Source organism: Streptomyces sp. RG80, assembly GCF_040446465.1.
Classification (GTDB): domain Bacteria; phylum Actinomycetota; class Actinomycetes; order Streptomycetales; family Streptomycetaceae; genus Streptomyces.
The window spans coordinates 198,062-218,734 of the sequence record NZ_JBEAAJ010000007.1 but is presented as its reverse complement, the minus strand read 5'-3'; the positions used below and the strand labels follow the sequence as shown (position 1 = coordinate 218,734).

Annotated in this window: 16 protein-coding genes and 2 tRNA genes; 3 read left to right on the top strand and 15 right to left on the bottom strand. The window is 70.0% G+C overall.

Going from position 1 to position 20,673, the window contains the following annotated elements:
- Positions 1-135 precede the first annotated feature (135 nt).
- From ndk to ABKA17_RS24760, 4 genes are all read right to left on the bottom strand, one after another.
- Positions 136-549, bottom strand: a complete 414-nt coding sequence (gene ndk, locus ABKA17_RS24775) for a nucleoside-diphosphate kinase (protein WP_353694410.1) — start codon at positions 547-549, stop codon at positions 136-138.
- A 64-nt stretch (positions 550-613) separates the two neighbouring features.
- A complete protein-coding gene (locus ABKA17_RS24770) occupies positions 614-970 on the bottom strand; it encodes a DUF4233 domain-containing protein (RefSeq protein WP_353694409.1) in 357 nt (118 codons plus the stop codon).
- Between the two features lie 9 nt (positions 971-979).
- Positions 980-2,464 (bottom strand): bifunctional tetrahydrofolate synthase/dihydrofolate synthase, encoded by a 1,485-nt coding sequence (folC, locus tag ABKA17_RS24765; RefSeq protein ID WP_353694408.1) that lies wholly within the window; start codon positions 2,462-2,464, stop codon positions 980-982.
- A gap of 170 nt (positions 2,465-2,634) precedes the next feature.
- Positions 2,635-5,259 carry a valine--tRNA ligase gene (locus ABKA17_RS24760; protein ID WP_353694407.1) on the bottom strand — a complete coding sequence of 875 codons (2,625 nt, stop codon included), beginning with the start codon at positions 5,257-5,259 and terminating at the stop codon, positions 2,635-2,637.
- 137 nt (positions 5,260-5,396) lie between these two features.
- Here ABKA17_RS24760 and ABKA17_RS24755 point away from each other — a divergent pair, with 137 nt between their 5' ends.
- The gene (locus tag ABKA17_RS24755) at positions 5,397-6,317 is read left to right on the top strand and encodes a hypothetical protein (protein ID WP_353694406.1); all 921 of its coding nucleotides are present in this window, start codon (positions 5,397-5,399) and stop codon (positions 6,315-6,317) included.
- Between the two features lie 75 nt (positions 6,318-6,392).
- Here the strand turns inward: ABKA17_RS24755 and clpX are convergent, their stop codons facing one another.
- From clpX to ABKA17_RS24730, 5 genes are all read right to left on the bottom strand, one after another.
- Complete coding sequence (clpX, locus tag ABKA17_RS24750; RefSeq protein ID WP_353694405.1) at positions 6,393-7,682, bottom strand: ATP-dependent Clp protease ATP-binding subunit ClpX; 1,290 nt, start codon at positions 7,680-7,682, stop codon at positions 6,393-6,395.
- 178 nt (positions 7,683-7,860) lie between these two features.
- Entirely contained in the window at positions 7,861-8,541 is a 681-nt protein-coding gene (locus ABKA17_RS24745) for an ATP-dependent Clp protease proteolytic subunit (RefSeq protein WP_353694404.1), read from the bottom strand.
- Positions 8,542-8,591: 50 nt separating this feature from the next.
- The gene (locus ABKA17_RS24740; protein WP_353694403.1) at positions 8,592-9,212 is read right to left on the bottom strand and encodes an ATP-dependent Clp protease proteolytic subunit; all 621 of its coding nucleotides are present in this window, start codon (positions 9,210-9,212) and stop codon (positions 8,592-8,594) included.
- 237 nt (positions 9,213-9,449) lie between these two features.
- A complete protein-coding gene (gene tig / locus ABKA17_RS24735) occupies positions 9,450-10,856 on the bottom strand; it encodes a trigger factor (RefSeq protein ID WP_353694402.1) in 1,407 nt (468 codons plus the stop codon).
- 190 nt (positions 10,857-11,046) lie between these two features.
- Positions 11,047-11,123 (bottom strand) — tRNA-Pro (locus ABKA17_RS24730).
- Positions 11,124-11,253: 130 nt separating this feature from the next.
- Here ABKA17_RS24730 and ABKA17_RS24725 point away from each other — a divergent pair.
- Positions 11,254-11,324, top strand: a tRNA-Gly gene (locus ABKA17_RS24725).
- Positions 11,325-11,378: 54 nt separating this feature from the next.
- On the opposite strand, the gene ABKA17_RS24720 is transcribed toward ABKA17_RS24725, so the two are convergent.
- Positions 11,379-13,517: a serine/threonine-protein kinase gene (locus ABKA17_RS24720; RefSeq protein ID WP_353694401.1), complete on the bottom strand. Its 2,139-nt coding sequence runs from the start codon at positions 13,515-13,517 to the stop codon at positions 11,379-11,381.
- Positions 13,518-13,595: 78 nt separating this feature from the next.
- A complete protein-coding gene (locus ABKA17_RS24715) occupies positions 13,596-13,790 on the bottom strand; it encodes a hypothetical protein (RefSeq protein ID WP_171143330.1) in 195 nt (64 codons plus the stop codon).
- Between the two features lie 594 nt (positions 13,791-14,384).
- On the opposite strand from ABKA17_RS24715, the gene ABKA17_RS24710 reads away from it, so the two are divergent.
- A complete protein-coding gene (locus tag ABKA17_RS24710) occupies positions 14,385-15,497 on the top strand; it encodes an acyltransferase family protein (RefSeq protein WP_353694400.1) in 1,113 nt (370 codons plus the stop codon).
- 7 nt (positions 15,498-15,504) lie between these two features.
- On the opposite strand, the gene ABKA17_RS24705 is transcribed toward ABKA17_RS24710, so the two are convergent.
- The 4 genes from ABKA17_RS24705 to ABKA17_RS24690 form a co-directional block, all read right to left on the bottom strand.
- Positions 15,505-15,966 carry an HD domain-containing protein gene (locus ABKA17_RS24705; protein WP_353694399.1) on the bottom strand — a complete coding sequence of 154 codons (462 nt, stop codon included), beginning with the start codon at positions 15,964-15,966 and terminating at the stop codon, positions 15,505-15,507.
- Positions 15,963-18,392: an ABC transporter permease gene (locus ABKA17_RS24700; protein WP_353694398.1), complete on the bottom strand. Its 2,430-nt coding sequence runs from the start codon at positions 18,390-18,392 to the stop codon at positions 15,963-15,965. Before ABKA17_RS24700 ends, ABKA17_RS24705 begins: the two co-directional genes overlap by 4 nt.
- Before the next feature lie 109 nt (positions 18,393-18,501).
- Positions 18,502-19,287 (bottom strand): ABC transporter ATP-binding protein, encoded by a 786-nt coding sequence (locus ABKA17_RS24695; protein WP_353694397.1) that lies wholly within the window; start codon positions 19,285-19,287, stop codon positions 18,502-18,504.
- A 107-nt stretch (positions 19,288-19,394) separates the two neighbouring features.
- Complete coding sequence (locus ABKA17_RS24690; protein ID WP_353694396.1) at positions 19,395-20,576, bottom strand: SpoIIE family protein phosphatase; 1,182 nt, start codon at positions 20,574-20,576, stop codon at positions 19,395-19,397.
- Between the last annotated feature and the right edge of the window lie 97 nt (positions 20,577-20,673).

Sequence of the window (20,673 nt, the reverse complement as noted above, 5' to 3'; positions counted from 1 at the left end):
CCCGTTCCCCCGATCGGCACGCATATGCCAAGGGACGGCCGAAAACATACGGCCGTCCCAGGTCAGACGGACATGCGAAATGACACCCCGTCAGGAAAAGCCACGAAACCTACGCACGGAACCCTGGCACGGAACCTATGCGCGCCCGGGGAAGAAGATCTTCACCTCGCGCTCGGCGGACTCCTCGGAGTCGGAGGCATGGATGAGGTTCTCGCGGACGATCACACCGAAGTCACCGCGGATCGAACCGGGGGCGGCGGCGATCGGGTCGGTCGGGCCCGCCAGCGCGCGCACACCCTCGATGACCCGCTCGCCCTCGACGATCAGCGCCACGACCGGACCGGAGGCCATGAACTCCACCAGCGGCTCGTAGAACGGCTTGCCCTTGTGCTCGCCGTAGTGCTGCTCCAGCGTCTCCTGGTCGAGCGTGCGCAGCTCCAGCGCGGTGATCTGCCAGCCGGCCTTGCGCTCGATACGGCCGATGATCTCGCCGGTCAGGCCACGACGAACGGCGTCGGGCTTGAGCAGGACGAGGGTGCGCTGGGTCACGACGGGCTCCTTGTGATCAAAGATGTGCGGGGTGATGAGGTTACCGGGCGTGTCCGCCGGCCGGTCACGCAGCGTCAGGTGTAGTGGAGTCGGCCTGCGCCGCGAACCGCGCCTTCGCCTCGTCGACCTTCCGCCCGTAGTGCACCGAGGCCCACCACAGCGCCGCGAAGACCGCGCCCAGGAAGAACATCGTCGGCACCGCGAACCCGGAGGCGATGAGGGCGATCTGGAGGGCCCAGCCGAGGGCGATCCCGCCGGGCCGGGTGATCACACCGCACAGCACCAGGCAGAACGCCATGGCGATGCCGCTGACCGTCCACACCGTCGACGTGGACAGACTGTCGTCCTTCATGGCGACCAGCGCGGCGAAGCCGATGATGAAGAACTCGCCGATCAGGGTCGAGGAACAGAGAGTACGCATTCTTGGGATTCAGCCCTTCCCCAGCAGCAGCCGGGCCTCGCCGACGGTGATGACGGAACCGGTGACGAGCACACCGCCGCCCGCGAACTCGCCCTCCTCCTCGGACAGCGTGATCGCGGCCTCCAGGGCGTCGGGCAGCCGCGGCTCGACCTGGACCCGCTCCTCACCGAACACCTCGACGGCGATCCCGGCCAGTTCGTCGGCGTCCATGGCACGGTGACTGGAGTTCTGGGTGACGACGATCTCCGCGAAGATCGGCTCGAAGGCCTCCAGGAGCCCTCGTACGTTCTTGTCGCCGCTCGCCCCGACCACCCCGATCAGCCGGCTGAAGTCGAAGGCCTCGCCCACCGCCTCGGCGGTGGCCCGGGCACCGGCGGGGTTGTGCGCCGCGTCCAGCACGACGGTGGGAGAGCGCCGTACGATCTCCAGTCGCCCCGGGGACGACACGGCCGCGAAGGCCTTGCGGACGGTGTCGATGTCGAGCGGCTCGGGCCGCTGCGAGCCGACGCCGAAGAACGCCTCGACCGCGGCGAGCGCGACGGCGGCGTTGTGCGCCTGGTAGGCGCCGTGCAGCGGGAGGTAGACCTCCTCGTACTCCCCGCCGAGCCCGCGCAGCGTGAGCAGCTGCCCGCCGACCGCGACCTGCCGCGCGACCACCCCGAACTCGAGCCCCTCGCGAGCCACCGTGGCGTCGACCTCGACCGCCTTCTTCAGCAGCACCTGAGCGGCGTCGACCGGCTGCTGGGCCAGGATGACCGTCGCGTCCTGCTTGACGATGCCGGCCTTCTCCACCGCGATCTCGCCGGTGGTCTCCCCCAGCCGGTCCGTGTGGTCCAGGTCGATGGGCGTGACGACGGCGACGTCCCCGTCGATGACGTTGGTGGCGTCCCAGGAGCCGCCCATCCCCACCTCGACGACGGCCACGTCGACGGGGGCGTCGGCGAAGGCGGCGTACGCCATGCCGGTCAGCACCTCGAAGAAGGAGAGCCGGTACTCCTGCTGCCCGTCGACCATCTCGACGTACGGCTTGATGTCGTCGTACGTCTCGATGAACCGCTCGGCGGAGATCGGCGCCCCGTCGAGGCTGATGCGCTCGGTGATCGACTGCACATGGGGGCTGGTGTACCGGCCGGTGCGCAGCTCGAAGGCGCCGAGGAGGGCCTCGATCATGCGGGCGGTGGAGGTCTTGCCGTTGGTCCCCGTGATGTGGATGGAGGGGTACGACCGCTGCGGGTCGCCCAGGACGTCCATCAGCGCGGCGATACGGCTGACGGAGGGCTCCAGCTTGGTCTCGCCCCACCGCGTGGCCAGGTCCGCCTCGACCGCGCGCAGCGCCTTGTCGACCTCCGGGTCCTCGGGGCGGGCCGGCACGTCTGCCTCCGGCGGGGCGCCCTGGGTGCGGAGGGTGCGGCTGCCGGCCTCGATGACCGCGAGGTCGGGGTCGCGGTCGGTCTCGGCGTCGATGATCTCGTCGAAGGGGTCGGTGTCGCTCACGGGGCCAGTCTACGGAGGGGGCGGTGGAGAGCGCCTAGGGAGTGGGGTGGCCGGTCGTTCACGGCGACTGCGGGCCGTGTGTGGCTGGTCGCGCAGTTCCCCGCGCCTCTGAGGGCGATGAGGGCGCCCGGAGCTCAGCAGCCCCCAGCGCCCTCATCGACGTACAGCCCTTACGCCTGCGGCAGGCGGTCCAGCTGGGCCTGGATTCGGGCGATGTCCTCGTCCGCCTTGGCCAGGCGGCCGCGGATCTTGTCGACCACGTTGTCCGGGGCCTTGGCCAGGAACGCCTCGTTGCCGAGCTTGGCCGTCGCCTGGGCCTTCTCCTTCTCGGCGGCCGCGAGGTCCTTGGCGAGGCGCTTGCGCTCCGCCGCGACGTCGATGGTGCCGGAGAGGTCGAGGGCGACCTCGGCGCCGGAGACCGGGAGGGTCGCCGTGGCCGTGAAGGCGTCGCCCTCCGGCTGGAGGCGGAGGAGCTGGCGGATGGCGGCCTCGTGGGGCGCCAGTGCCGTGCCGTCCAGAGTCAGCCGCGCGGGCACCCGCTGGCCGGGCTGGAGGCCCTGGTCGGCGCGGAAGCGGCGGACCTCGGTGATGACGGACTGGAGGGTCTCGATCTCCCGCTCGGCGGCGGCGTCGCGGAAGCCCGAGTCCTTCGGCCAGTCCGCGATGACGACCGACTCGCCGCCCGTGAGGGTGGTCCAGAGGGCCTCGGTGACGAACGGGACGATCGGGTGCAGCAGCTTGAGCGTGACGTCGAGGACCTCGCCGAGGACCCGGCCGGAGACCTTGGCGCCCTCGCCGCCCGCCATGAACGTCGTCTTGGACAGCTCGACGTACCAGTCGAAGACCTCGTCCCACGCGAAGTGGTACAGGCCGTCGGCGAGCTTGGCGAACTGGAAGTCGTCGTAGTACGCGTCGACTTCGGCGATCGTCTTGTTGAGGCGGGAGAGGATCCACCGGTCGGTGGCGGACAGCTTCTCCGGCTCCGGCAGCGGGCCCTCGATCGTCGCGCCGTTCATCAGCGCGAAGCGCGTGGCGTTCCAGATCTTGTTGGCGAAGTTCCGGGAGGCCTGGACCCAGTCCTCGCCGATCGGGACGTCGGTGCCGGGGTTGGCGCCCTTGGCGAGGGTGAAGCGGACGGCGTCGGAGCCGTACTTGTCCATCCAGTCGAGCGGGTCGACGACGTTGCCGAAGGACTTCGACATCTTCTTGCCACGCTCGTCACGGACCAGACCGGTCAGCGCGATGGTCTTGAAGGGGACCTCGCCGTCCATCGCATAGAGGCCGAACATCATCATCCGGGCGACCCAGAAGAAGATGATGTCGTGGCCGGTCAGCAGGACATCGGTGGAGTAGAACTTCCGCAGGTCCGCGGTCTGTTCGGGCCAGCCGAGCGTGGAGAAGGGCCACAGGCCGGAGGAGAACCAGGTGTCGAGGACGTCGGTGTCCTGGTGCCAGCCCTCGCCGGTCGGCGGCTCCTCGTCGGGGCCGACGCAGACGACCTCGCCGTCGGGGCCGTACCAGACCGGGATGCGGTGGCCCCACCACAGCTGGCGCGAGATGCACCAGTCGTGCATGTTGTCGACCCAGTCGAAGTACCGCTTCGACATGTCCTCGGGGTGGATCTTGACCCGGCCGTCGCGGACCGCGTCACCGGCGGCCTTGGCGAGCGGGCCGACCTTGACCCACCACTGCATGGACAGGCGCGGCTCGATGGTGGTCTTGCAGCGCGAGCAGTGGCCGACGGAGTGGACGTAGGGGCGCTTCTCGGCGACGATCCGGCCCTGCGAGCGCAATGCCGCGACGATGGCGGAGCGCGCCTCGAAGCGGTCCAGGCCCTGGAAGGGACCGTGGACCGTGATGACGGCACGCTCGTCCATGACCGTGATCGACTCCAGGCCGTGGCGCTGGCCGATGGCGAAGTCGTTGGGGTCGTGGGCCGGGGTCACCTTGACGGCGCCGGTGCCGAACTCGGGGTCGACGTGGGTGTCGGCGACGACGGGGATGGTGCGGTCGGTCAGCGGCAGCTTGATCCGCTTGCCGATGAGGTGCCGGTAGCGCTCGTCGTCGGGGTGAACGGCGACGGCGGTGTCACCGAGCATCGTCTCCGCGCGCGTGGTGGCGACGACGAGGGTCTCGTCACCCTCGCCGTACTTGATGGAGACGAGCTCGCCGTCGTCCTCCTGGTACTCGACCTCGATGTCGGAGATGGCGGTCAGACACCGGGGACACCAGTTGATGATGCGCTCGGCGCGATAGATCAGCTCGTCTTCATACAGCTTCTTGAAGATGGTGAGGACGGCCTTGGACAGCCCCTCGTCCATGGTGAACCGCTCACGGTCCCAGTCGACGCCGTCGCCGAGGCGACGCATCTGTCCGAGGATCTTGCCGCCGTACTCCTCTTTCCACTGCCAGACGCGCTCGACGAACTCCTCGCGCCCGAGGTCGTGCCGCGACTTGCCTTCCTCGGCGAGCTGCTGCTCGACCTTGTTCTGGGTCGCGATACCGGCGTGGTCCATGCCGGGCAGCCACAGCGACTCGTACCCCTGCATGCGCTTACGGCGCGTCAGGGCGTCCATCAGCGTGTGCTGGAAGGCGTGCCCCAGGTGCAGGGAGCCGGTGACGTTCGGCGGCGGGATGACGATCGTGTACGCGGGCTTGTCGTTCTTCGCGTCGGCGGCGAAGTAACCCCGTTCTACCCAGCGCTCGTACAGCGTCCCCTCTACCTCGGCCGGCGCGTACTGGGTCGGCAGTTCGGTGTCGGGCGCTGATGGCTGCTGCTGAGCGTTCTCGGTCACGGGCTCAGTTTAGGGGTGTCGCGGGGGTGTCCCGAAACGGCTTTGTTCTGTAACGGTGCCACCCCCCGATGCGGTGGGTGCGGGGTGGCTGCGTCAGGATGTCTGGAACGCATAAGCATCTGGAGGGGAACCCAGTAATGAGTCACAACCAGCCGGGCCCGTACGGCGGGCAGCCCCAGCAGCCCGGACCGTACGGTCAGCCGGGCCCGTACGGCCAACAGCCGCCGCAGGCCCCCCAGCCCGGCTACGGCTACCCCCAGCAGGCTCCCCCGCCCCAGCAGCCGGGCTACGGCTACCCCCAGCAGGGCGGCGTCCCGCCGCAGACCCCGCCGTACGGCCAGCAGCCGTACGGGCAGCAGCCCTACACGGCCCCGATGCCGCCCGTGCCCGGCGGTGGCGGCGGCAAGAAGAAGCTCGGCCTCATCATCGGCGCGGTGGCGGTCGTGGCGGCGATCGGCGTGGGCGCGGCCCTGGTGCTCGGGGGCGGGGGCAGCGGCGGGTCGGACATCGCGGACGACGGCACGTACAAGCTGACGACGCCCGCTGCCGTCATCGACAGCTCGTACAAGAAGGGCGACGACTCCGACGCCGACACGCTGACCGAGAGCGACGTCAAGGACGCGGAGTCGTGGGGCGTCAAGGACGCCAAGGACGTCAGCGCGGCCTACTCCGCGGGTGAGGGCATGACCGCGAAGAACCTGGCGTTCGCGGGCGTCTACGGCAGCATCGACGACCCGGAGAAGGTCGTCGACGCGATGTTCGCCCAGTTGAAGAAGGAGTCCCAGAAGGACAAGGACTCCGGCGTCACGCTCGTGGGCTCGCCCGCCGAGCAGAAGCCCGCCGGCTTCGAGAACGGCATCATGAAGTGCCAGGAGATGGAGTCCAGCGAGTCCGGCCAGAAGGTCACGATGCCGGTCTGCGTCTGGGGTGACCACAGCACGCTCGCGTACGTGGTGTCGTACGACATGGCCGCCCTGGTCGCGGGCAAGAGCACGTCGGTGTCGGACGCGGCCGATCTGGCCGCCAAGCTCCGCAAGGACGTGCGCGTCAAGGTCTGACGCACGCACTCAACTGCGAAGGGGCCCCGGTCGGTTGACCGGGGCCCCTTCGTTCGTCCTTGTGTGCGGCGGGAGTTACGCCGTCTTCGCCTCGCCCGGGCCGCGGCCGTTGCGGGCGTCCCGCGGGATGAGTGTCGGGTTGACGTTGGAGTGGACGACGTCGGCGGTGATGACGACGCGGGCCACGTCCTTGCGGGACGGGATCTCGTACATGACGCCCTGGAGGACTTCCTCCATGATGGCGCGCAGGCCTCGGGCGCCGGTCTGGCGGAGGATGGCCTGGTCGGCGATGGCCTCGAGGGCCTCGCGCTCGAAGTCCAGCTCCACGCCATCGAGTTCGAAGAGGCGCTGGTACTGCTTGACGAGCGCGTTGCGCGGCTCCACCAGGATCTGGAGGAGGGCCTCGCGGTCGAGGTTGTGGACCGAGGTGATGACGGGCAGACGGCCGATGAACTCCGGGATCATCCCGAACTTCACCAGGTCCTCCGGCATGACGTCCTCGAACTGGTCCTTGGCCTCCAGCTCCCGCTTCGAGCGGATCGTCGCCCCGAAGCCGATGCCCTTCGCGCCGGCCCGCGACTCGATGAGTTTCTCCAGGCCCGCGAAGGCACCGCCCACGATGAACAGGACGTTCGTCGTGTCGATCTGGATGAACTCCTGGTGCGGGTGCTTGCGGCCGCCCTGCGGCGGGACCGAGGCCGTGGTGCCCTCGAGGATCTTGAGCAGCGCCTGCTGGACGCCCTCGCCGCTCACGTCACGCGTGATCGACGGGTTTTCGCTCTTACGGGCCACCTTGTCGATCTCGTCGATGTAGATGATGCCCGTCTCGGCCTTCTTGACGTCGTAGTCCGCCGCCTGAATGAGCTTCAGGAGGATGTTCTCGACGTCCTCGCCGACGTAACCCGCCTCGGTGAGGGCGGTCGCGTCCGCGATGGCGAAGGGGACATTGAGCATGCGTGCCAGCGTCTGCGCCAGCAGCGTCTTGCCGGAGCCCGTCGGGCCCAGCAGGAGGATGTTGGACTTCGCCAACTCGATCGCGTCGTCACGGCCGTTGCCGCCGCCGTTCTCGCCGGCCTGGACGCGCTTGTAGTGGTTGTAGACGGCGACCGACAGGGCCTTCTTCGCCGCCTCCTGGCCCACCACGTAGCCCTCGAGGAACTCGTAGATCTCGCGGGGCTTGGGGAGTTCCTCCCAGCGCACCTCGCTCGTCTCCGCGAGCTCTTCCTCGATGATCTCGTTGCAGAGATCGATGCACTCGTCGCAGATGTACACACCAGGCCCTGCGATGAGCTTCTTGACCTGCTTCTGGCTCTTGCCGCAGAACGAGCACTTGAGCAGATCGCCGCCGTCACCGATGCGTGCCACGGTGTGCTTCCCCTTCGCCTGGGAGACGCCTAGGTCCAGCGGCTCCTGGTGCTGCCTTATTCCGACGGTACCTTGCCGAGCCCCCCGTTCGGGCCCCCCTTGGCGCGGTTCACTTTGACGTGCAGCGTGTCAAAGCACACGAACCGGACCAAGGGGCGGCAGACAATACAGCCTCCGACTAGCGGACGGCCGCGTTGTTCATCTTCCGGGTGGAGATGATCTGGTCGACGAGGCCGTACGAGAGCGCCTCCTCGGCCGTGAGGATCTTGTCGCGCTCGATGTCCTCGCGGATCTTCTCGATCGGCGTGGTGGAGTGCTTGGCCAGCATCTCCTCCAGCTGGGCGCGCATCCGCAGGATCTCGTTCGCGGCGATCTCCAGGTCGGAGACCTGACCGCGGCCCGTCTCGCTGTACGGCTGGTGGATCAGCACACGGGCGTTCGGGAGCGCCATGCGCTTGCCGGGGGTGCCGGCGGCCAGCAGGATGGCCGCGGCGGAGGCCGCCTGCCCCATGCAGACCGTCTGGATGTCCGGCTTCACGAACTGCATCGTGTCGTAGATCGCCGTCAGCGCGGTGAAGGAGCCACCGGGGCTGTTGATGTAGACCGAGATGTCCCGGTCGGGGTCCATCGACTCCAGGCACAGCAGCTGCGCCATGACGTCGTTGGCGGAGGCGTCGTCGATCTGGACGCCGAGGAAGATCACGCGCTCCTCGAAGAGCTTCGCGTACGGGTCGTACTCGCGGATGCCCTGCGAGGTGCGCTCGACGAAGCGCGGGATGACGTAACGGGACTCCGCCGAGGGGCCCGTGTACTCGGCGCGCGTGCGGTCGTACAGGCCGCTGCCGGGGAAGTCGTTCACTGTCTGTCTCCTAGGAGCTTAGGCGGTCGGCTGGGGGCTTGCAGGGGGCCTCAGGCCCCGGTGCCGCCGCCGCCCGGCATGTTGACGGCCGCGGTGATGACGTCGTCGATGAGGCCGTACTCCTTGGCCTCCTCGGGGTCGAACCAGCGGTCGCGGTCGGAGTCGCGGGTGACCTGCTCGAACGTCTGACCGGTGTGCTGGGCGGTGAGCTCCGCCATGCGCTTCTTGGTGTGCAGCAGCCGCTCGGCGTGGATCTTGATGTCGGACGCGGAGCCCGCCAGACCCGCGGAGGGCTGGTGGATCAGGATCTCGGCGTTCGGCAGCGCGAAGCGCTTGCCCGGGGTGCCCGCGCTCAAGAGGAACTGCCCCATGGAGGCGGCGAGGCCCATGGCGATGGTCACCACGTCGTTCTTGATGAACTGCATGGTGTCGTAGATCGCCATGCCGGCCGTGATCGAGCCGCCGGGGCTGTTGATGTAGAGGTTGATGTCCTTGTCGGGGTCCGCGGCGGCAAGGAGCAGCAACTGTGCGGTGATCTTGTTCGCGATGTCGTCGTCGACCGGCTGGCCGAGGAAGATGATCCGCTCGTTGAGCAGCCGGTTGTAGACCTGGTCGCCGAGGCCACCACCGATGGAAGGCTCGCCGGCGGCTGAAGGCATCAGATTCGTCACGTATCCACCTGCTCGTCTTACGACGGCGCCGGGCCGTCTTCACGTGTTCCTGCCGGGGCTGGGCAGTGTCGGAGACTCCCCTGCCCTCGTACTCATGGACCCTAACGCGCAGGCCCGGCCGTGCCATCCCGGTTCCTGGGGTGTTCGCCGGGGGCGTAGCCGCCGAAGGCGGGAAAGGCCCCCGGGAACATGTCCCCAGGGGCCTTTCCTACGACGTGCAGGGCGCCGTGGGCGTGGTCAGCCCTCGGTCTTCTCGTCGGCCTCGGTGGCGTCCGCCTCGGTGGCCTCGGCGGCGACCTCGGCGGCCGTCTCGACCTCGTCGACCTCGTCCTCGTCGTCCAGGTCGATGACCTCGCCGTTGGTGTCCTTCACCGTGGCGGCCTCGACCACGACGGCCAGGGCCTTGCCGCGGGCGACCTCGCCGACCAGGAGCGGAACCTGGCCGCCCTCGACGACCGCCTGGGCGAACTGGTCGGGGGACATGCCGGAGGAGGCGGCGCGGCGCATGAGGTGCTCGGTGAGCTCCTCCTGGTTGACGTTCAGCTTCTCGCGCTTGACCAGCTCGTCGAGGACGAACTGGGTCTTGATGCCCTTGACCGCGGCGTCCTTGGTCTCGGTGTCGAACTCCTCGACCGTCTTGCCCTGGATCTCGAGGTACTTCTCGAGGTCGAGGCCCATCTGACCGAGCTGGTGGTGCTCGAGGTTGTGCCTACGGGTGTTCACCTCGTCCTCGAGCAGCTTCTCGGGGACGGGCACCTCGACGAGCTCCAGCAGCTTCTCCAGGACGCGCTCCTGGGCCTGCGTGGCCTGGTCGTACTGCTTCATGTTCTCGAGGCGCTTGCGGCTGTCGGCCTTCAGCTCGTCGAGGGTGTCGAACTCGGAGGCGAGCTGCGCGAACTCGTCGTCCAGCTCGGGCAGTTCGCGGGCGGCGACCTGGGTGACCTTGACGGTGACCTCGGCCTCCTTGCCGGCCGCGGAGCCGCCCTTGAGCTCGGAGGTGAAGGTGGCCTCGCCACCGGCCTCCAGGCCCTTCACGGCGTCGTCGATGCCCTCGAGGAGCTCGCCGGAGCCGATGGTGTAGGAGACGCCGCTGGCGACGCCGTCCTCGAGCACCTCGCCGTCGACCTTGGCCTCCAGGTCGATCGTGACGACGTCGCCGTCCTCGGCGGCCCGCTCGACCGGGGAGGTGGAGGCGAAGCGCTCACGGAGCTGCTCGACCGACTTGTCGATGTCCTCTTCGGTGACCTCGACGGCGTCGACCTCGACCTCGATGGAGGAGAAGTCCTCGGGGAGCTCCAGGGAGGGGCGGATGTCGACCTCGGCGGTGAAGTTCAGCGTGTCGCCGTCCTTCAGCTCGGTGATGTCGACCTCGGGCTGGCCCAGGACGTCGATCTCGGCCTCGTTGACGGCCTCGGTGTAGAACTTCGGAAGCGCGTCGTTGACGGCCTCCTCCAGCACGGCGCCACGGCCGAACCGCTGGTCGATGACGCGTGCCGGGATCTTGCCCTTGCGGAAGCCCTTCACCGTGACCTGCTGGTTGATCTTCTTGTACGCCGCGTCGAGGCTGTCCTTGAGCTCCTCGAAGGGCACCTCGACAGTGAGCCGAACCCGGGTCGGGTTCAGGGTCTCCACGGCGCTCTTCACGGTTCGGTCTCCTTGTGGCTGACTTCTTGGATTCTGCCGGGGCCAGAACGGCTCCGGCGGATTAGCCGCCCAGGACTACATCAGACGAGAGACACACGGGCGCGCAGCTTGCATAGTAACCGCAGCGGCTACCCGCCCCCAAAGGCGATCAGGCCCGAAGATCGCGCCGGGGCCGCCCATGGCCGGTCAGTGGTCGGGGTGGCGGGATTTGAACCCACGGCCTTCCGCTCCCAAAGCGGACGCGCTACCAAGCTGCGCCACACCCCGTCTGGTGCGACACGTAGGGTACATGCCCGCAGGCAGTGAAGACGCCGCATTAACAGGGTGTGCGGCAAGGGTCCCCGACCCGCTACGATGCCTTCTGTGCCGCGGTCACCTGACCTGCGGCGCGTCCTGTGCGGGCGTAGCTCAATGGTAGAGCCCTAGTCTTCCAAACTAGCTACGCGGGTTCGATTCCCGTCGCCCGCTCTGTACTGCGAAGGGCCCGGTTCCGAGGAACCGGGCCCTTCGGGTTTTGCGGGGTCAGAGGGTTCGTACGTCCACGGTGTAGACGGAGCGGATGCCGTACGGGATGTAGAGGGCGTCGCCGACGAGGACCGGTGGGGCGGAGATGTCGGGGAAGTCGATGGCGCCGCTGTCGTCCCGGCCCTTGAGGGTGGCCTCGACCGTGCCGGTGTCGAGGTCGAGGGCGGCGAGGCGGCCGCTGACGGACGAGATGTAGAGGTGGGTGGCCGAGGCGATGGGAGGGCCTGCCTGTTCCACACCCGAGTCGCTCGACCAGAGCTGCTCCCCGGTGCGTGGGTCGACCGCGCGGACGCCGCCGCTGGAGAGCGTGAAGTAGAGCCTGCCGCGCAGGAGGGCCGGGGTCGAGCCCTCGGGCTGGGACCGGGACAGCCGTACGCTCGTCTGGATGTGGGACGAGGCGTTGACGAGGGTCACCGTGCGTTGCGCGCCGGTCGTGGCGAGCAGGATCAGGCGTCCGTCGACCTGTCCGACGATGTCCTTCTCCCCCTTGACGTGCACGCTCCAGCGGGCTCGGCCGGTGGCCGGGTCGAGCTGTGTGATGTCCGTGCTGCTGACGTCCTCGGCCGTCCACTTCTGGCAGACCAGATACCCGTGCCGGGCGGCGCTGCGGAGCAGGCACACCTGCTCGTTCGGCGCGGGGAACTTCCGCTTCCAGCGGATCCTGCCGTCGTCGGCGTCGAGGAGGGCGTACTGCTCCCCCTTCTTGCCGTAGGAGGTGATCACGCCCTCCGGCACGGCTACGGAGGCGCCGTGGTTGCTGCTCGGCTCCGCGGCCTCGTCGCTGTCGCCGGTGACGGTCTTCCAGATGACCTTGCCGGTCCTGGTGTCCAGGGACTGGACCGTGTAGCGGGTCGGAGTCGCCTCTTCGTCGCCCACGGACCGGTCGTCGGCACCGTAGGCGTACACGCGGCCGTCGCGGGCGCCGATGATCGTGCCTCCGGCGGAGCTGCTGGTGCCGATGTCGTCGGCCGTGGCGTCGACGGGCCGGCCCCAGGTGTTGCGGCCGTCCGCCAGGGCGAAGCGGGTCGCCAGGACCTCGTCGCCCGCGCACACCAGGGACGTCCCGTCGGAGGCGACGCAGCGGTTGAAGGGGCCGCCGGCGCCCAGCGGCTCCTTGTCGACGCTGGGGTCCTTCGCCTGTCCGTGCCAGGCCTTCCAGCCGGTCGGCAGGTTTCCCGGGGCGGAGTCGTCGCCGGTGAGGGCCACTGTCGTGGTGGCCGCTGCCGCGAGGGCGAGGGCGGCTGCCGCGACGGCCGGCCACCGGCGGCCGCGGCGGCGGGGCCCGTCGGTGTCGGCCGGCGCCTGGGGGTCGCTCGGGGTCGGCCAGTCGCCGTCCCTGAGCAGCCGTAGCAACTCGTCCGCCGTAGGGCGGGACTTGGGTTCCTTTTCGAGGCAGAGGTTGATGAAGGGGAGCAACTCGGTGGGGACGCCGTCGAGTTCGGGGGTGCCCTCCACGACGCGGATCGCCGTCTCGTACGGGCTCGGGCTGTCGAAGGGGCCGCGGCCCGAGGCGGCGTAGGCGACCACCGCGCCCAGCGAGAAGATGTCGGCGGCCGGGCCGACGTCCTGGGGCGCGGAGAACTGTTCCGGGGACATGAAGGGCGGGGTGCCCATCACGCGGCCGGTCTGGGTGAGGACGTCGGAGGCGGCGAACTCGGTGGCGCGGGAGATGCCGAAGTCGATGACGCGGGGGCCGTCGTCGGCGAGCATCACGTTGGCCGGCTTCAGGTCCCGGTGGACCACTCCCGCGCGGTGGATGTCGCGGATGGCCTCGGCCAGGCCCGCGGCCAGCTCCCGCAGGCGGGGCAGGGGCAGCGGGCCGTTGTCGTGGATGTGGGTGCCGAGGTTGGAGCCCGGTATGTAGAGCGTGGCCATCCAGGGGCGCGGCGCGTCGGCGTCCGCGTCCACGACGGGGGCGGTGAAGGCGCCGCTGACCTGACGGGCGGCGGCCACCTCGCGGCGGAACCGGGCACGGAACTCGTCGTCGTCCGCGTACTGGCCGTGTACGACCTTGACGGCGAGACGGCGGCCGGACGCGGAGCGGGCGAGGTAGACCACGCCCATTCCGCCGCTGCCCAGCCGGTCCTCGATGCGGTAACCGCCCACCTCCGCCGGGTCCGAGTCGCGCAGCGCCATCCCCGTACGTCCCCCTGTTGTCCGTCCCCCGGCCCCCGTGACCGGGCGGATCAGCCTAGCGTCACGGGTCCACCGGGCTCAGAACTGGATGGAGTTGATGGTCTCCGCTATCGAGTTGAGGAAGCGTTGGATGTCGTCGGCCATGCCCGTAGAGGCGAGGAAGAAGCCGAACAGCACGGCCACGACGGCGGGTCCGGCCTTGAGGGATCCGCCACGGATCAACACCACCATGATGATCCCCATCAGCAACACCACTGACAGCGAAATGGCCACAACTGATCACACACCCTCGGTCGGTCCGCTCCCGGCCCGGGGGTGCCGGCCCCGCGCACCCCCGCCAGAACCATCGTGCCACCAACCAAGCCGCTCTATGCGGCAGGTGAGGCATCGTTGACCACACCTGTGCCCGATCTGTGCGGCGCCGGTCGGCCGCTCGGCCAACACACCTTGTTCCGTACAGGAATTCGAGAGTGGGTTCGCACGTCACCCACACAGGTAATTCGACTGGATCGTTTCGGTCTCCACACAACCTGTTCGCAGGGAATTCGAATAGTCGCCGCAGCCACAGGAAGCGGACATTCCGCCGGAGTCGCCTGCTGGTCTTATGCCCTATTTAGTCAGGATGAATCCCACCAAGTTGACGCTTGCGGGGACGATATTCCTTGCCCGTCAGGTGTGTTGACCGTCACGTTCCCCAGGCGTCAACCGCTCGATTTCCTGGGCACTCGAAGCGAATAACCAGGAATGACCTCGCGGGTTTTACGAAAACCCACAGACGACGCTAGGGTGCCTCAGATGTTCCACGCTGCCTCGTCCCCCGCACGCGGCAGAGCGCCGCTCCCCCCTGCCAGGCCGTCGGCATCGGGAGTGCCGAGTCCGCGCTCGCCCCTCAAACAGCAAAGCGAACAGCCGGCCAGGCCCGCCGGCAAGCAGCGCGACGCCTTCTTCGACAACGCCAAGTACCTGGCGATCGTGCTGGTGGCCATAGGCCACGCCTGGGAACCGCTCAAGGGCGACAGCCGGATCCTGGAGGGCGTGTACACGGTCGTGTACTCGTTCCACATGCCGGCGTTCATCATCATCTCCGGCTTCTTCTCGCGCAGTTTCGACATGCGTCCCGACCGGCTCCGGCGGCTGATCACCGGTGTCGCGGTGCCGTACATCGTCTTCGAGACCGCCTACGTCCTCTTCGCGCGCGTGGCCGGTGACGACCCCGGCAAGGACATCAGTCTGCTCGACCCCTGGTACCTGACCTGGTTCCTGTGCGCGCTGTTCGTCTGGCGGATGGCCACCCCCATCCTGAAGATGATCCGCTGGCCGCTGCCCTTCGCGCTCGGCATCGCCATGCTGGCCTCCGTCGCGCCGTCGATCGGCGACGACCTGGACCTTCAGCGGGTCCTGCAGTTCCTGCCGTACTTCGTGCTGGGCCTGTGCATGAAGCCCGAGCACTTCCACCGGGTGCGCACCCGCACGGTGCGGATGCTCTCGGTGCCGGTGTTCGCCGCCGCGCTCGCCGTCGCCTGGTGGGCGGTGCCGCGGATGAACACCGCGTGGTTCTACCACCGGGACTCCGCGCAGGAGTTGGGCGCGCCGTGGTGGGCCGGGCCGGTCATGGTGCTGGCGATGTTCGGCTGCTCGCTGCTGCTGACCGCCTGCTTCTTCGCCTGGACGCCCCGTCGCCGGATGTGGTTCACGGCACTCGGCGCGGGCACGCTGTACGGCTATCTGCTGCACGGCTTCCTGGTGAAGGCCGGTGACTACCAGGGCTGGTTCGAGCACCCGTGGCTGCACCGCCCGCTCGGCGAGATCGCCGTGAGCGTCCTCGCGGCCGCCGTCGTCACCGTGCTGTGCACCAAGCCGGTGCAGCGGGTCTTCCGGTTCGCGATGGAGCCGAAGATGGAGTGGGCCTTCAAGCGGGACGCCGCCGAACTGGCCCGGGAGCGGCAGCAGACCGAGCGCCGCGAGAAGGTCCTGGCCTAGCTGCCGGCTACTCGTCCCTCAGACCGAGAAGTGCGCGCATCCGCGCGTACTTCTCGGTCAGTCGTTTCCGGGTGAACTCGTCCAGGACCGCGAGGCGTGCCGGGTCGGCGTTGTGCGCCAGGTCCGCCTGCTTCACCAGCAGCGCGCCGGGAGTGGCCAGGATCCGTGCGGCGTACGCCTCGGGCGGCTCTCCGGCCCGCTTGGTGACCGCGAGCACGATGTCCTTGGTACGACGGCTCAGCGCGGCCTCCTGAAGCCACCGCTCGGAGAGGGCGTCGTCCTCGACGGCGTCGTGCAGCCAGGCGGCCGCGATCTGCTCGGCGTCGCCGCCCCGGGCGCGTACGCCGTCGGCGACCGCCTGGAGGTGCTCGGCGTAGGGCCGGCCCGCCTTGTCGGTCTGGCCCTCGTGGGCGGTGCGGGCGAGGGTCTCGACCTCGGCCGGGGTCAGCGTGCGCGGTGTGTCGGTCACGGCTCCAGTGTCTCCCCGCGCAGCGCCGCGCGGGCCGGGAGGCCGGCCGCGGCCAGGCCCAGGGCGAGGATCGCCGCGACGAGCGAGCCGTACATCAGTGGCGGGATGTAGGGCCCCTGTCCCGTCAGCCCCTTCATCATCGGGACGAGGGTGGCGAGCGCGATCGCCGTGCCGAGGGCGATGCCCGCGAGGGCTACCAGCAGGGCCTCCCAGCGGATCATGTGCAGTACCTGGGTGCGGGTGGAGCCGATGAGGCGGAGGGTGCCGAGTTCGCGGCGCCGGTCGAGGACCGTCATCACCAGGGTGTTGCCGGCGGCGACGGCCGCGAAGCCGCCGAGGACGGCCGCCATGACGTGGTTCGCCCAGGCGTTGAGCTTGCGGTCCACGGACTGGGCGGTGGTGTAGTCGGCGCGGGCCAGGACCGTACCGAGTTCCTTCAGACCGGCTCCGGTGCCGCCCTTCGTCCACAGTTCCGCGTCGAAGGCGGAGGTGACATGGGTGGCCAGGTCGGTACGGGCCATCGTCACCTGCGACAGGCCCATGCCGCGTCCGTACGTCGCCACGATCCGCGGCTCGGCCCGGGTGCCGTCGGGCAGCCGGATCGGGAGGCGGTCGCCGACCTCGACGTCCGCGTCGCCGGCGAGGGCGGCGTCCACTGCGATCTCGCCAGGGGCCAGGGAGAGCCGGCCCTCCCTGACGTCCAGGTCCTGTACGGCCGCCAGATCGCGCGCGGAGCCCGTGACGCCCTGGGCGGTGGCGGCCTGGAGGGTGCCGCCGGAGCCCGGGACGAGCACCGAGGTCTTCAACAGGCCGACGGCGGCGGTGACTTCGGGGGCGCGCTCGGCCCGTCGTACGGCGTCGGGGGCCAGGCCCGGGCCGTCGGCGGTGACGATGTGGTCGGCGGTGATCCCGTCGCGCTGCTGCTCGGCAGTGACATGGTCCTCGCTGGTGTGCAGGAAGAGCAGCACCGAGGAGAACGCCATGGCGAGCACGATCGGCGTGATCGCGGAGGCCAGCCGGCGGGAGTTCGTACGGGCGTTGGCGGCCGCCAGTACGGCGGAGGCGCCGGCGCCGCGCAGCGGGAGACCGAACAGGGCCGCGCAGGCGCGGGCGACCAGCGGGCCGAGCAGGGCCACGGCCAGCATGAACAGCATGACGATGCCGAGCGCGGCGTTGGCCGCGTCCTCGCCGGTCGTCGAGGCGGCCAGGCCCGCGCAGACACAGCCGCCCGCCGCCGCGGCGATGCCGAGCGGGGTGCGGATCCAGCCGATGCGCAGGGGCTCCACGGAGGCCTCGCTGAGGGCCTGGCCGGGCTTGATGCGGGAACTGCGGTGGGCCGCCATGTACCCGGCGAGCAGCGCGGTGAGGAGCACGGCGCCGACCGCGGCGACCAGCGGGATCCAGGAGACGGCGAGGTCGACGGGTGCCGGGACCGCTCCCCTGTCCCGCAGCTGCCCGAACCACCAGGCGGCCAGGGCGGCTCCGGGGACGCAGCCGGCCACGCCCGCGAGGGGGGCGACCAGGAGGGCCTCGGTGGCGATCGTGCGGCGGATCTGGCGCGGGCTGGTGCCGATGGCCCGCAGCAGGGCGAACTCGCGGGCGCGCTGGCCGACGGCGAGGGCGACGGTGCCGGCCGCGGTGAACATGGCGACCAGGGTGGCGGTGCCGCCGAAGGAGGCGCCGAGGGCGATGAGGATCTCCTTGCCCTCGTCGAGGGCGGGGTCCGCCACGGTGCCGCGGGAGCTGCCGGTGTGGATCTTGGCCTTGCCGCCGAGGGCTCGGGTCACCTGGGCGGCAAGGGTCTCGGTGGACACGCCGGGCTCGGGGAGTACGGCGATGGCGTCGACACGGCCCGGATGCCCGGAGAGCCGTAGGGCCTCCTGGTCCGCGAACCAGGCCTGCGCGGTGTCGGTAGTGCCGGAGACCCGGTAGGCGCGGGTTCCGGTGGGGGTCGTGAGGGTGACCCGGTCTCCGGTGCGGGCGTGGTCCAGGACGACCTCGCCCGGTCCGGGGGCGCGGCCCGCCGTGAGGTGTTCGCCGGTGAAGGCGGTGGCGGACCAGTTGTGCGCGGTCAGGGCGGTGCCCTCGGGGCCGATCACCGCGAAGGTGACGTCGGCGACCGCGGTGCGGGCTCCGGGCGCCTCGGCGGCCTTCGCTACCAAGGCGGCGTCCAGGCGGGCGCGGTCCGGGAGCGGTTCGCTGTCCGCGCTGTCGCCCTTGCCGTAGGGGGCGCGTTGCTCGGCGGCGGCCACGACCGGGGCGTTCGCGTAGCGGCCGGCCGGGACCTTCGCCCGGATGCCGGTCTCCAGGAGGATGCCGCAGGCCGACACGACCAGGGCGGCCATGGCGAGGGCGACGAAGGTGCCGACGAACGCGGCGGGGCGGAAGCGGAGCGCTGCGCGGGCCAGGCCGTTGGGGGCGAGCATCGGGGTTCCTCCGTCGTCGGGTGCGGGTCCGTGGGGGCGTGTCGCGCAGTTCCCCGCGCCCCTACGTGGGTCAGGTGGTCGTTCGTGGAGAAACTCGCCGGTATCTCCGTCAGGCCGCTGCTGGTACGTCGGTCCGTGGCGCCGTCAGGCTGGTCATGCGGGCCGCTATCCGGTCCGGGGTGGCTCGGTCCAGGTGGTCTGCCAGTTCGCCGTCCGCGAGGAAGAGGACTCGGTCGGCCCAGGCCGCGGCTGTCGGGTCGTGGGTGACCATGACGACCGTGGCGCCCTGGGTGTCGACCGCGTCGCGGAGGAGGGACAGGATCTCGGCGGCCGTGGTGGTGTCCAGGGCGCCGGTGGGCTCGTCGGCGAAGACGACGTCGGGGCGGGTGACCAGGGCGCGGGCGATGGCGACGCGCTGCTGCTGGCCGCCGGAGAGGTGCCCTGGGCGGCGGCGGGCCTTGTCGGTCAGTCCGACCTGGGCGAGGACGTCGGCGGTGCGCCGGCGGTCGGGGCGGTGGCCCGCGAGGCGCGTCGGCAGGTCGACGTTCTGCTCGACGGTGAGGGAGGGCAGCAGGTTGAAGGCCTGGAAGACGAAGCCGAGCCGGGTCCGGCGCAGCGCGGTGAGCTTGTTCTCCTTCATGCCGGTGATCTCCGTGCCGCCGAGGCGGACGGTGCCGGAGGTGGGGCGGTCCAGGCCCGCCGCGCATTGCAGGAAGGTGGACTTGCCGGAGCCGGAGGGTCCCATGACCGCGGTGAACGTGCGGGGCGCGAGGGTCAGGTCGACACCGCGCAGGGCGTGGACGGCGGTGCGGCCACGGCCGTAGCGCCGGTGCACTCCGTGCAGCTCTACGGCCCATTCGCGCGGCATGCCTGATTCGTTCCGGTCCGTCGTCATGCTTCGAAGCTACGGATCGCGGGAGGGCGGAGCGATGAGGACGGCTGGCGGATCGGGGCGGGGGTAAACCCCACCCCGTGATCGGTCCCGCCCTTCCGGGGGGCCGCTCAGAGGTTCGCGGCCAGGGCTGTCGGGCCCTCGCGGCAGATGAGCAGGAGGGCTCGGTCGTCGTTGACGTCCTTGGCGACGGCCTCGATCAGGTGCCAGGCCGCGCCGTGGAAGCCGCCGGCCACATAGCGGTCGGCCTCGCCGGTGAGGCGGTCGATGCCCTCGACGATGTCGCGGTCGGAGGTCTCCACCAGGCCGTCGGTGAAGAGCATCAGGACGTCGCCCGGGCGCAGGGAGCCCTTGACCGGGTCGAACTGGGCACCGTCGTACACGCCGAGGAGGGGGCCCTCCGCGGCCTTCTCCTCCCAGCGGCCGCTGCCCGCGCTCAGTTGCAGGCCCGGGGGGTGCCCCGCGGAGTAGAGCTCGTAGTCGCCGGAGTCCAGGTCCAGGACCAGGTGGATGGAGGTCGCGAAGCCCTCGTCCCAGTCCTGGCGCAGGAGGTAGCCGTTGGCCGCCGGGAGGAAGGCGTGCGGGGGCAGGCTGCCCAGGAGGCCGCCGAAGGCGCCGGACAGGAGCAGGGCGCGGCTGCCCGCGTCCATGCCCTTGCCGGAGACGTCCGTCAGGACCACCTCCATCGTGCGGCCGCCGTTGGTGCGGGCCGCGACCACGAAGTCGCCCGAGAAGGACTGGCCGCCCGCCGGTCGCAGGGCCATCTCCCGGTGCCAGCCCGGGGGCAGCTTGGGGAGCTTGCTCTGGACCCGGATGCGTTCGCGGAGGTCGAAGAGCATGGTGCCGCCGCGCCGCCAGGGCACGCCGACCCGGCTGCGGAACTGGGCGATGAGCAGCCCGAAGAAGCCGCACGCGGCCACCACGAGGACGATGCCCGGGGTGACCCGGGAGGGGCCTTCGGTGTACGGGCCCAGCTGCACCGATTCGATGATCAGTGCCGTCGCCGCCGCCGCGTACAGGCCCAGCAGGCTCGCCGGGCGCAGCAGCAGGCCGCCCGCGACGATCGGGAGGACCAGGGCGGCCGGGGAACACCACACCGAGTTCATCAAAGTGGTGGCCGCGATCAGCGGGATCGTCAGGAGCAGACCGGCCAGCGCGACCCAGTCCGAGCCGTCCCCGCGGAAGTAGTCCACGGCGCTTCTGCGCAGGCCGACGCGGGCCCGGTGCCACTGCATCTTCAACCGGGCCGTGAACGTCTCGGCTTCCGCGCGCCGCTCTCGTCCTGCTGCCATTAGTTCGGGACCCTATCCATCGGACCAGCTGCTTGGCACGGGAGGTCCCACTTGTCCCCCGTCCGAGGTTCAACTTCACAGTGAACTTCACGGAAGG

What these genes read in the sequence shown, in the direction of transcription:
- ABKA17_RS24770 (WP_353694409.1), bottom strand. Translation starts at nt 970, where the DNA reads ATGCGTACTCTCTGTTCCTCGACCCTGATCGGCGAGTTCTTCATCATC.
- ABKA17_RS24755 (WP_353694406.1), top strand. Translation starts at nt 5,397, where the DNA reads ATGAGTCACAACCAGCCGGGCCCGTACGGCGGGCAGCCCCAGCAGCCC.
- ABKA17_RS24720 (WP_353694401.1), bottom strand. Translation starts at nt 13,517, where the DNA reads ATGGCGCTGCGCGACTCGGACCCGGCGGAGGTGGGCGGTTACCGCATC.
- ABKA17_RS24700 (WP_353694398.1), bottom strand. Translation starts at nt 18,392, where the DNA reads ATGCTCGCCCCCAACGGCCTGGCCCGCGCAGCGCTCCGCTTCCGCCCC.
- ABKA17_RS24695 (WP_353694397.1), bottom strand. Translation starts at nt 19,287, where the DNA reads ATGACGACGGACCGGAACGAATCAGGCATGCCGCGCGAATGGGCCGTA.
- ABKA17_RS24690 (WP_353694396.1), bottom strand. Translation starts at nt 20,576, where the DNA reads ATGGCAGCAGGACGAGAGCGGCGCGCGGAAGCCGAGACGTTCACGGCC.